The sequence below is a fragment of the Granulicatella elegans genome (assembly GCF_020735385.1).
Taxonomy (GTDB): domain Bacteria; phylum Bacillota; class Bacilli; order Lactobacillales; family Aerococcaceae; genus Granulicatella; species Granulicatella elegans_B.
In genome coordinates this window covers 1,563,754-1,575,843 of sequence record NZ_CP085953.1, presented here as the reverse complement: position 1 = coordinate 1,575,843, position 12,090 = coordinate 1,563,754, and the positions used below count along the sequence as shown (strand labels likewise).

Below are 12,090 nucleotides of genomic sequence, written 5' to 3'. Positions count from 1 at the left end.
ATTTGTATGATTACTCGTTACACAAGACCGGAAATGGCCAATATTTGGTCAGATGAAAATCGTTATCGTTGTTGGTTAGAAGTTGAGATTTTAGCTTGCGAAGCATGGGCAGAGTTAGGAGAGATTCCTAAAGAAGATGTTCAAAAAATTCGTGATAATGCTAGTTTTTCAGTGGAAAGAATTTTAGAAATTGAAGAAGAAACAAGACACGACGTTGTAGCCTTTACTCGTGCTGTGAGTGAAACGTTAGGGGAAGAACGTAAATGGGTTCATTATGGTCTAACAAGTACAGATGTTGTCGATACTGCCTATGGCTATCAATTAAAGCAAACGAATGATATTTTACGAAAAGACTTAAGACGTTTCTTAGAGATTGTCCAACAAAAAGCGCTTGAACATAAATATACTGTATGTATGGGAAGAACGCATGGGGTACATGCAGAGCCAACGACTTTTGGGTTGAAGCTTGCATTATGGTATTCAGAAATGAAACGGAATATCGAACGATTTGAACGTGCTGCTCAGGGCGTAGAAGCTGGTAAAATTAGTGGAGCCGTTGGAACTTTTGCCAATATTCCAACTTCAGTAGAAGCATATGTTTGTGAGAAGTTACAAATTCGGCCACAAGAAATTTCAACACAAATTTTATCGAGAGATTTACATGCGGACTATATTTCAACAATCGCTTTAATTGCAACGAGTATTGAAAAATTCGCTACAGAAATTCGTGGCTTGCAAAAATCAGAAACACGTGAAGTTGAAGAATTTTTCGCAAAAGGTCAAAAAGGTTCTTCTGCAATGCCTCATAAGAGAAACCCAATCGGTTCAGAAAATATGGCTGGCTTATCAAGAGTGATTCGTGGACATATGATAACAGCGTATGAAAATGTCAACTTATGGCATGAACGAGATATTTCGCATTCTTCTGCAGAACGTATCATTATTCCAGATAGCACGATTTTATTAAATTATATGTTAAATCGTTTTGGTAATATTGTAAAAAACTTAACGGTATTCCCTGATCGTATGCTTAAAAACATGGATGCAACATTTGGATTAATTTATAGCCAACGTGTTCTATTAAAATTAATTGATAAAGGATTAAGCCGTGAAAAAGCTTATGACTTAGTACAACCATGTACAGCCTTAGCGTGGGATGAACAACGTTCATTTAGAGAAATTATTGAAAACCACGAAGAAATAATGTCCCATTTAACAGCTGAAGAATTGAATGAGGCCTTTGATTATCACTATCATATTCGACAAGTTGATGAAATTTTCCACAGAGTTGGACTTGACTAGTGCATTTTTCTAAAAAATATGGTATAAACGTATAGTAAACAAAATACGAAGGAGAGTTAACATGATTAACGTAAGTGATTTAAAAGCAGGAATGACTTTCATTCTTGATGGAAAATTAATTAAAGTGTTGGAAATCAGCCACCACAAACCAGGTAAAGGAAATACTGTAATGCGTATGAAAATCCGTGACGTTCGTAATGGATCAACAGTTGATACTACAATGAGACCTGATGAAAAAGTAGAACGTGCTCACATCGATACAAAAGACGTTCAATACTTATACAGCCAAGATAATGTTGGTGTATTCATGGACTTAGAAAGCTATGAACAGTATGAAATTCCAGAAGAAACAATCGAAAACGAATTGAAATACATTTTGGAAAACATGGAAGTTAAAATCCAATTCTACGGAACAGAAGTAATTGGGGTTTCATTACCTTCAACAGTTGTATTACAAGTAACTGAAACTCAACCATCAATTAAAGGTGCTACTGTTACAGGTTCTGGTAAACCAGCAACAATGGAAACAGGATTAGTCGTAAACGTTCCAGACTTCATCGAAGCTGGCGAGTACTTAGAAGTAAACACTTCAGAAGGTACATACGTACGTCGTGCAACTAAATAATGAATAAAGAGAAGAAACAGTTTGCGAGAGCAAACTGTTTTTTTGATACGCTTTTGTTTCCATTTCTACCATCCTATGTTACACTAGCAAAAAGTGAACAAGAGGTGATAGAGATGAAAATTGCAGTAAAGGGTGGAACGCTTGTTGATTCAAGATTAGGATATGTAGTAGAAAATAAGTTTTTTATCAATGAGACAGCTTTAGCTGGCTTCTTGCGACCTTGCTACTACATCTATTAGTCAAAATTTTTAATATTTTTAGGTTATGTAAAGGAGAAATCCCGATACATAGCCTTTTTTCTATAACAAAAATATTTTTAAAATCAGACTAAAGACCGAGTGTTTTATTATTGACTTACTTTGACCAATATGATAAATTATACATGTGGTTAGCACTCGTCTTAGTCAAGTGCTAAAGAGAGGTGACCAAAATGTTAACCGATAGACAATTGCTAATCTTACAATCGATTATTCAACTATATACGGAAACATTAGAACCAGTTGGATCAAAAAAGTTGATGCAGCATACGGGTTTAGCAGTAAGTTCTGCAACCATTCGAAATGAAATGATGAAGCTAGAAGAGATGGGATACCTTGAAAAAAATCATTCCTCTTCAGGACGAGTTCCATCGAATCAAGGGTATCGATATTATTTAGATAATATTTTACCTGTTCAGAACAGTCCTGTTTCATTAAGCATTCGAAATCAAATCCGTGAAACTTTCCAGCAATCGACCATGGAAATTCAAGATGTCTTTAAAGTTTCGGCAGATATATTGTCGACGCTGACGAATTACACAACGATTTCCATCGGACCCGCAGTAAGGAGTGCTACATTATCTGGATTTCGACTCGTTCGACTAGGGTTAAACCAAGTAATGGCAATTTTAGTCATGAGCAATGGTTTAGTTGAAAATAAAGTGTACTCGATTCCAAGTGCGATTGATGATTCCGACTTAGATAAAGTCGTTCGAATGATCAATGAGGAATTGATTGGCTTGCCACTAGAAACTGTTCTCCAACGTTTGAAGACTGATTTACCAGCTTTAATGAATCGATATATGAATTCTCAAATTCAAATTGTCAAAGTGATTCAAGATATGATGAACCAATTTGAACAAGATAGACTCCATGTTGCAGGAAGAAGATATTTATTAAATTACTTCGACTCACATGCCGATGTCCATCATTTAAAAGAAATTTATCGATTAATGGATGACCAATCAAAGATGCACGAATTAGTGATGCCTTCTAACCGAGATATCCAAATTCGTTTAGGATCTGAGATGAACGACCCATTATTAGGAGAATTTAGTATTATTACAGCAAGCTATGAAACTCCAAAACACGATAAAGGAATCATCGCTTTATTAGGACCTAAAAATATGCCGTATTCGAATGTTCTATCAATTGTCAAAGGATTACAAGAAGAGCTCACAACAACAATGGAGCAATATTATAGAAACTTATAAAAGGAGATGGAAGCTTGGAAACAAATGAAGAAAAAGACGTTCAACAAACTCAAGAAGTAGAAGAAGAGAAATCTCCTGAAGTAGAAGAGTTTGAAGAAACTGTCGAAGAAACCGAAGAAGTTGAACTTTCTGTTGAAGAAAAATTACAACAAGAAATTTCTCAATTAAATGACCAAGTATATCGCTTATCTGCAGAAATTGCGAATATTCAAAAGCGAAATGCAAAAGAGCGACAAGATGCAGCAAAGTATCGTAGTCAATCTTTAGCACAAAACTTATTGAATGTGATTGATAATCTAGAAAGAGCGATTGCTTCACCTAGTGAATCAGAAGAAGCGAAAAATCTGAAAAAAGGAGTCGAAATGGTATATGAAGGTTTCTTATATGCCCTAAAAGAAGAAGGCATTGAAGAAATCGAAGCATTAAATCAACCATTTGACCCAAATAAACATCACGCTGTTCAAGCTGTTCCAGCTGAAGAAGGACAAGAAAGTGATGTCGTTGTTCAAGTGTTTCAAAAAGGCTATGTATTGAAAGATCGTGTATTAAGACCAGCGATGGTTATCGTCTCTCAATAAGCCAAGTAAAAAATTATAAATTATAGGAGTGTAACAATTATGAGTAAAATTATTGGTATTGACTTAGGAACTACAAACTCAGCAGTTGCTGTATTAGAAGGAAATGAAGCTAAAATTATTCCAAATCCAGAAGGAAATCGTACAACACCATCAGTTGTAGCGTTCAAAAATGGTGAAATTCAAGTAGGGGAAGTTGCAAAACGTCAAGCTGTAACAAATTTAAATACAATTTCCTCTATTAAACGTTATATGGGAGATGCTTCTCATAAAGTTGAAATCGAAGGAAAACAATATACACCACAAGAAATTTCAGCAATGATCTTACAATACTTAAAAGGCTATGCTGAAGAATATTTAGGAGAAAAAGTTGAAAAAGCAGTTATTACTGTACCAGCTTACTTCAATGATGCTCAACGTCAAGCCACTAAAGATGCAGGACGTATCGCTGGTTTAGAAGTAGAACGTATCGTTAACGAACCAACTGCAGCAGCTTTAGCATATGGTTTAGATAAAGTAGACCACGAAGAAAAAATCTTAGTATTTGACCTTGGTGGTGGTACATTTGACGTATCTATCTTAGAATTAGGAGACGGCGTATTCGACGTATTATCAACAGCAGGAGACAACCACTTAGGTGGAGATGATTTCGATAATAAAATTATTGAATTCTTAGTTGCTGAATTTAAACGTGATAATGGAATTGATTTATCACAAGATAAAATGGCAATGCAACGTTTGAAAGATGCAGCTGAAAAAGCTAAAAAAGATTTATCAGGTGTTACTTCAACACAAATCAGCTTACCATTCATCACTGCTGGTGAAGCTGGACCATTACACTTAGAAGTAACATTAACACGTGCTAAATTTGACCAATTAACATTAGATTTAGTAGAACGTACAAAAGAACCAGTTCGTCGTGCATTAAGCGATGCTGGATTATCAGCAAGTGAAATCGACCAAGTAATCTTAGTTGGTGGATCAACTCGTATTCCAGCAGTTGTAGAAGCTGTTCGTAAAGAAACTGGTAAAGAACCAAACAAATCAGTAAATCCTGACGAAGTAGTAGCTATGGGTGCTGCAATCCAAGGTGGAGTTATCTCAGGTGATGTGAAAGATATCGTATTATTAGACGTAACTCCATTATCATTAGGAATTGAAACAATGGGTGGTGTATTTACTAAATTAATCGATCGTAATACAACAATTCCAACAAGCAAATCACAAGTGTTCTCAACAGCAGCAGATAACCAACCAGCAGTAGATGTTCACGTATTACAAGGGGAACGTCCAATGGCGGCAGACAATAAAACTTTAGGTCGCTTCCAATTAACAGATATCCCAGCTGCACCTCGTGGTGTGCCACAAATCGAAGTAACATTTGATATTGATAAAAACGGTATTGTAAATGTTCGTGCAAAAGACTTAGGTACTGGAAAAGAACAAACAATCACAATTAAATCTTCATCAGGTTTATCAGACGAAGAAATCGAACGCATGGTAAAAGATGCTGAAGCTAATGCTGAAGCAGATAAAAAACGTAAAGAAGAAGTAGATTTACGTAATGAAGTGGATCAATTAATCTTCACTGTAGATAAAACATTGAAAGACTTAGAAGGCAAAGTAGATGCTGAAGATGTTAAGAAAGCTGAAACAGCTCGTGATGAATTAAAAGCAGCTGTAGAAGCAAATGACTTAGAAGCAATGAAAGCTAAACGTGACGCTTTAAATGAAGTTGTTCAAAACTTATCAGTAAAATTATATGAACAAGCAGCAGCAGCTAGCCAAGCAGCTCAAGGAGCAGGTGCTGAACAAGCAAGCTCTCAATCACAAGATGGCGTAGTAGATGCTGACTTTGAAGAAGTAAAAGACTAATATAGCAATATAGAGCAAATAAGAGTGGGAGAAATTCTTCCACTCGCTCTTTTGTAGAATGATATGATAAGGAGGGATGATGGTGGCAAAACGTGATTTATATGAAGTACTCGGAGTCTCCAAAGATGCCTCTGATGCAGATATAAAACGAGCTTATCGTAAATTATCCAAACAATACCATCCAGATATTAATAAAGAAGCTGGAGCGGAAGAAAAATTTAAAGAAATAGCAGAAGCTTATGAAATTTTAAGTGATAGTCAAAAACGTGCTGCGTATGATCAATATGGGCATGCTTCCTATGATCCAAACTCTGGATTTTCTGGTGGAGGTTTTGGAGGCTTTGGTGGATTCGGAGGTCAAGGATTCTCTGGAAGTTACACAGGTGGATTCGAAGATATTTTCGATACTTTCTTTGGTGGCGGCGGTGCTCGTCGTGGAAATCGTGCCAATATGCCACGTCAAGGCGCAGATTTACAATATGTCATGGACTTAACATTTGAAGAAGCGATTTTTGGTAAGGAAGAAGTGATCCATTACCATCGTAATGCAGAATGTGAAACTTGTCATGGTTCGGGTGCAAAACCTGGTACAGATCCAGTAACTTGTTCGAAATGTCATGGCGCAGGTGTGATTAATGTTGAAAGAGCAACACCATTTGGTAGAATGATGTCTCAAACAACGTGTGATGTCTGTGGTGGTACTGGTCAAGAAATCAAAGAAAAATGTGAAACTTGTCATGGGCACAAACATGTAGAAGAAACGCATAAAGTGAAAGTGAAAGTCCCAGCCGGTGTTGAAAATGGAAACCAAATGCCATTACGTGGACAAGGAGAAGCTGGAGTTAATGGCGGCCCTTATGGCGACTTATATGTAATTTTCCGTGTTGCTAAGAGTGATACATTTGAACGTGAAGGGGCGGATATTTTCTACGAACTTCCAATCAACTTTGCTCAAGCTGCATTAGGAGATGAAGTGGATGTACCAACTGTTCACGGCAAGGTAAAATTAAAAGTTCCTGCGGGTACTCAATCTGGTACGGTTCTTCGTTTAAGAGGAAAAGGTGCGCCTAGACTTCATGGTGGCGGCATGGGTGATCAGCATGTTACGGTCCGTGTTGTAACGCCTAAGCATTTAACGGATAAGCAACGTGAGGCGATGCAGATTTTCGCAAAAGAAGCGGGTACTCATGTTGAGGGTGAAGGAACTTTCTTCGATAAAATGAAGGATGCGTTTAAGGACAGTTTTAAGTAAAGAATAGACTTTTCCGTTGTAGCAATAGGACGCCAGTAGCCACCTTTGGTGTCTCATTGCTCATACTACTTTAGGAAGTCTTTTTTGTTCTTCGTGTGCTTTTTCATGTAAAATAATCTATCAAACAACAGAGATATCTTGAGGGTATCTCTTTTTTTATATTGTTAAAATATGGTATACTACTAATAGTATGTTTACAGAATGGAGTGATAAATGATGGATATGTCCAAAGTCATTGAACAAATGGTTGAATCGAAAGATGTCAAAAGAATTAGGGAATTATTCAACCAGAATTATCCAATCGATATTGCTCTAGGATTGGAAGAAGTAACTGATGAAGTGCTTAAAAACTTCATGTATACCATTTCCAATACACGATTAGCTTCCATTTTGGAAGTGAGTGACCCTGAACTTCAAATTCGAATGTTAGAAAAACTACCGTTCCGACGTGTAGGATTATTATTTCAACAAATGTCTAATGACGATATCGTGGATATTTTAGGAAATCTGCCAATTGGAATTCGTAAAAAATATTTGAATATGATGAAGGGTTCTTCTCAAGATGAAATTCAAACGATGTTAAAATATCCTCAAGATTCTGCCGGAGGGATTATGACGACAGAATTTATTTCTGTGAAGGAACATTTAACCGTTGAAGAAACTTTATCGAAGTTAAGAGAAATTTCTCCAAATACAGAAGTCATTCATACGATTTTTGTCACAACATTCCAAAATCAATTAATTGGTTGGATTGATATTCGTGACTTATTTACGAATGAATTAGATGTCAGTTTACACGATTTAATGCATACAAATATTATTTCTGTTGTACCTGAAGAAGACCAAGAGGAAGTAGCTCGTCTATCTTCAAAATATGACTTATCAGTTGTTCCCGTAGTAAGTACAAAGGGCGTTTTAATTGGGATTATTACCATTGATGATATCGTCCACGTTCTTCAAGAAGAGCATCATGAAGATATGCTTTTAATTAGCGGGGTTGAAGGGTCAGAAAGAATTGGTGGCCCATTTATTGAGTCTATTAAGAAACGGACACCTTGGTTATTAATTAATTTAATTACAGCCTTTATGGCTTCAGCGGTTGTTGGTATGTTCCAATCAACGATTGAACAAGTGGTTGTACTTGCGGTTGCTATGCCGATTATTACTGGAATGGGAGGAAACTCAGCTTCTCAAACTCTTGCTCTAGCAATTCAAGAAATTGCATTAGGACAATTATCATTGGAAAAAGATAAAAAGTATGTTTGGAATGAAATTGTTCTGGGCTGTATGAATGGACTTATTACTGGAGTTGTAGCTGCGCTAGCGCTATATATTCCTTATCAAAACTTTTATTTATCAATTATTGTAGTTTTAGCGATGGCAATGAATTTAATGGTGGGAGCGATTTTTGGGTTCTTTGTACCTTTAGTATTAAAAGCTATGAAATTAGACCCGGCCATTTCATCAACCATCTTTGTAACAACGGCAACAGACGTTCTAGGATTTTTCTTTTTCCTAGGCATTGCACAAGTCTTTTTACCGTTATTAATTTAGACATGAAGGAGATTATGAATGAATTTAGAAGAAATGAGAAAACGACAAGAGCGCATCAGAAACTTCTCAATTATTGCGCATATTGACCATGGAAAGTCAACTTTAGCTGACCGTATTTTACAAGCAACAGATACCGTTGCTGATCGTGAAATGCAGGATCAATTATTAGACTCTATGGATTTAGAACGTGAACGTGGTATTACGATTAAATTAAATGCGGTGGAATTAACGTATGATGCCAATGATGGAACAGAGTATATTTTCCACTTAATTGATACTCCAGGGCACGTGGACTTTACGTATGAAGTGAGCCGTAGCTTGGCAGCTTGTGAAGGAGCAATTCTTGTAGTTGATGCTGCTCAAGGGATTGAAGCTCAAACATTAGCGAATGTGTATTTAGCGATTGATAATGACTTAGAAATTGTTCCAGTTATTAATAAAATTGACCTACCTGCTGCAGATCCTGAACGTGTGCGCACGGAAATTGAAGATGTGATTGGGATTGACGCAAGTGAAGCCGTTCTTGCCAGTGCTAAAGTGGGAATTGGAATTCCAGAAATTTTAGAACAAATTGTTCATAAAATTCCAGCACCTACTGGAGACTTAGAAGCGCCATTACAAGCTTTGATTTTCGACTCAGTGTATGATGCTTACCGTGGGGTAGTCTTAAATGTTCGAATTCAAAACGGGATTGTTAGACCAGGGGACAAAATTCAATTAATGAGTAATGGGAAAACTTTTGATGTTGTGGATGTTGGTATTTTCTCTCCAAAACCAATAAGTCGTGACTATTTAATGGTTGGAGATGTAGGGTATATTACCGCTTCTATTAAAACTATTCAAGATACGCGTGTAGGGGATACGGTTACATTAGCGAACAATCCAGCAAGCGAACCTTTATCAGGTTATCGTAAAATGAATCCAATGGTGTACTGTGGTTTGTATCCAATTGATTCTTCTAAATATAATGATTTACGTGATGCATTGGAAAAATTACAATTAAATGATGCTGCATTACAATTTGAAGCTGAAACTTCTCAGGCATTAGGATTTGGTTTCCGTTGTGGTTTCTTAGGATTACTACATATGGATGTTATTCAAGAACGTTTAGAACGTGAATTTGATTTAGACTTAATTACAACAGCTCCATCGGTAATTTACCATGTTCAAAAAACAGATGGAACAGAAGTAGTGGTTTCAAACCCTGCTGAAATGCCAGACCAATCAAGTGTTCAATCGATTCAAGAACCTTATGTAAAAGCGTCTATTATGGTACCGAATGAGTATGTGGGAAGTGTAATGGATATTTGCCAACGTAAACGTGGTACTTTTGTAACAATGGATTACTTGGATGAATATCGTGTTAATGTGATTTATGAAATGCCTCTATCTGAAATTATTTTTGATTTCTTCGATTCATTGAAATCAAGTACAAAAGGATATGCATCACTAGACTATGATTTAATCGGCTATCGTGAAAGCAAACTAGTGAAGATGGATATTATGTTAAATGGCGAAGTAGTCGATGCCTTAAGTATTATCGTTCATAAAGACTTTGCTTATAATCGTGGTAAAGCTATTACTGAAAAATTAAGAACATTAATTCCTCGTCAACAATTTGAAGTGCCAATTCAAGCAGCAATTGGAAACAAAATTTTATCTCGTACAAACATTAAAGCGTTACGTAAGAACGTATTGGCAAAATGTTATGGTGGAGACGTTTCTCGTAAGCGTAAGTTATTAGAGAAACAAAAAGAAGGTAAGAAACGTATGAAACAAGTGGGATCCGTTGAAGTACCACAAGAAGCGTTTATGTCAGTACTTAACCTTAACGAGGAAGAAAAGTAGTTTTTTAAATGACTTTTTACTGTAGTAAAGGACGCAAGCAGCTTCGCTAAAGCGAATCTCATTGCTAAAACTTGAGCCTAAGGTCTCAAGTTTTCCTGTAATATAAGACATTCAGCCTTATATTACTTCTACTACGGTAAAAAGTCATTTGTATTGTGTCATTCTTTTATGGATTGGCGTTTGAATGTCTTATTTTACTCATGCTACTGTGAAAATTTTTTGTTTTCATGCATTAACGTTCCTACAGATGATAAATGGTTTAAAAAATGTTATACTAATAAGTAAAAGTTCTAGGAAAGGAGTATGATGGGGTGGAAATTGATCCATTTAAAGAATACTTAAAAGAATCAGAGCCAGATAAACAGAAAAAAGTTTATGCATGGCGTACAGCTATTGGTTTACAAGATGTCGATGGATTAAAACCATCTCAATATTTAATCGAAACAGCTACTCAGAATATTGAAGGGTACATTACGATTGAAGAAGCATTAGACCGAATTGATTCTTATTATGAAGAAAAAGAAGTACACTCACCTGAAAGTGAACGTACAGAAGAAGCCGATAAAGTAGCTTCTCGAATTGCTCAACTTCTTTCTGAAACAGCATTTTCATTTACACCACAGGAGTATATTTCTATTCATCGAAAATTATTTCAAGGAATTTATCCACATGCGGGTAAGATAAGAGTATATAATATTACTAAAAAAGAATGGGTACTAGATGGAGACACCATTTTGTACGGAAGTGCTTCTGAATTAGAAGCAACCCTTGACTATGATTTTTCTAGAGAAAGAGAGTTTAGTTATAAAGGGTTGACAATGGAGGAAATCATTCATCATTTAGCGGTGTTTATTTCCAGATTATGGCAAATTCATATTTTTGGAGAAGGAAATACAATAACGACTGCCGTATTTTTTATTAAATATTTAAGAACTCTTGGATTTACTGTGACAAATAAGAGTTTTGCAGAGCATTCTTGGTATTTTAGAAATGCACTTCTTCGTGCGAATTATACGAATTTACCAAAAGGAATTCATGAAACGACGGAGTATCTAGAGTTATTTCTTAAAAATTTATTGTTGAATGAGAATTATCCGTTATCCAATCGTGATCTTAGAATTCATGAGTGATCATATAAATACACTAATAGCGATAAAGTTTTTTGGAACTTATCTAAAACACCGGACTTAAAGTACCGGTGTTTTTTATGCGAAAAAATCGAACCACCTATTTAAAAATATTTTTAAATAACTCTTGCTTTTTGATTTCAGAAGGAGTATTATCTATTTAAAGGAAATTTTAAATAGAAAGAGATGAGGGTATGTCTGTTAATGAAATTTTGTCAGCCTTATCGGATGAAAACCGTCGCAAGATTTTAGAGATTTTACGACAGGGAAGAACGAATACAGGTGACTTAGCAAATAGATTACAAATCACACCGCAAGCATTGTCGTACCATTTAAAAAAGTTAAAACAGGCGGATTTAATTTATGAAACAAAAGAAAAGAACTTCATTTTTTATGAATTAAATTTAACCGTTTTAGAAGAGGCAATTGTTTGGATGAATTCAATTATTGGGGGAAAATAA

At 35.8% G+C, this 12,090-nt stretch carries 11 protein-coding genes; all 11 read left to right on the top strand.

From position 1 onward, the window contains the following. Positions 1–6: 6 nt before the first annotated feature. Positions 7–1,302: an adenylosuccinate lyase gene (gene purB / locus LK443_RS07805; protein WP_227931367.1), complete on the top strand. Its 1,296-nt coding sequence runs from the start codon at positions 7–9 to the stop codon at positions 1,300–1,302. 61 nt (positions 1,303–1,363) lie between these two features. Continuing rightward, positions 1,364–1,927: an elongation factor P gene (gene efp / locus LK443_RS07800; RefSeq protein ID WP_006702601.1), complete on the top strand. Its 564-nt coding sequence runs from the start codon at positions 1,364–1,366 to the stop codon at positions 1,925–1,927. Between the two features lie 113 nt (positions 1,928–2,040). Continuing rightward, complete coding sequence (locus tag LK443_RS09390) at positions 2,041–2,166, top strand: hypothetical protein (RefSeq protein ID WP_265416415.1); 126 nt, start codon at positions 2,041–2,043, stop codon at positions 2,164–2,166. 191 nt (positions 2,167–2,357) lie between these two features. Next, a complete protein-coding gene (gene hrcA / locus LK443_RS07795; RefSeq protein ID WP_227931366.1) occupies positions 2,358–3,398 on the top strand; it encodes a heat-inducible transcriptional repressor HrcA in 1,041 nt (346 codons plus the stop codon). Between the two features lie 14 nt (positions 3,399–3,412). Next, on the top strand, positions 3,413–3,976 hold the full coding sequence (gene grpE, locus LK443_RS07790; RefSeq protein WP_227931364.1) for a nucleotide exchange factor GrpE: 564 nt from the start codon (positions 3,413–3,415) through the stop codon (positions 3,974–3,976). Between the two features lie 39 nt (positions 3,977–4,015). Then, the gene (dnaK, locus tag LK443_RS07785) at positions 4,016–5,848 is read left to right on the top strand and encodes a molecular chaperone DnaK (protein WP_227931363.1); all 1,833 of its coding nucleotides are present in this window, start codon (positions 4,016–4,018) and stop codon (positions 5,846–5,848) included. A gap of 79 nt (positions 5,849–5,927) precedes the next feature. After that, positions 5,928–7,100, top strand: a complete 1,173-nt coding sequence (dnaJ, locus tag LK443_RS07780) for a molecular chaperone DnaJ (protein ID WP_322563556.1) — start codon at positions 5,928–5,930, stop codon at positions 7,098–7,100. Positions 7,101–7,322: 222 nt separating this feature from the next. After that, positions 7,323–8,654 (top strand): magnesium transporter, encoded by a 1,332-nt coding sequence (gene mgtE / locus LK443_RS07775; RefSeq protein WP_322563577.1) that lies wholly within the window; start codon positions 7,323–7,325, stop codon positions 8,652–8,654. Positions 8,655–8,672: 18 nt separating this feature from the next. Beyond that, a complete protein-coding gene (gene lepA, locus LK443_RS07770) occupies positions 8,673–10,502 on the top strand; it encodes a translation elongation factor 4 (RefSeq protein WP_006702614.1) in 1,830 nt (609 codons plus the stop codon). Between the two features lie 311 nt (positions 10,503–10,813). After that, on the top strand, positions 10,814–11,632 hold the full coding sequence (locus LK443_RS07765) for a Fic family protein (RefSeq protein WP_227931359.1): 819 nt from the start codon (positions 10,814–10,816) through the stop codon (positions 11,630–11,632). Positions 11,633–11,823: 191 nt separating this feature from the next. Further along, complete coding sequence (locus LK443_RS07760; RefSeq protein WP_227931358.1) at positions 11,824–12,090, top strand: metalloregulator ArsR/SmtB family transcription factor; 267 nt, start codon at positions 11,824–11,826, stop codon at positions 12,088–12,090.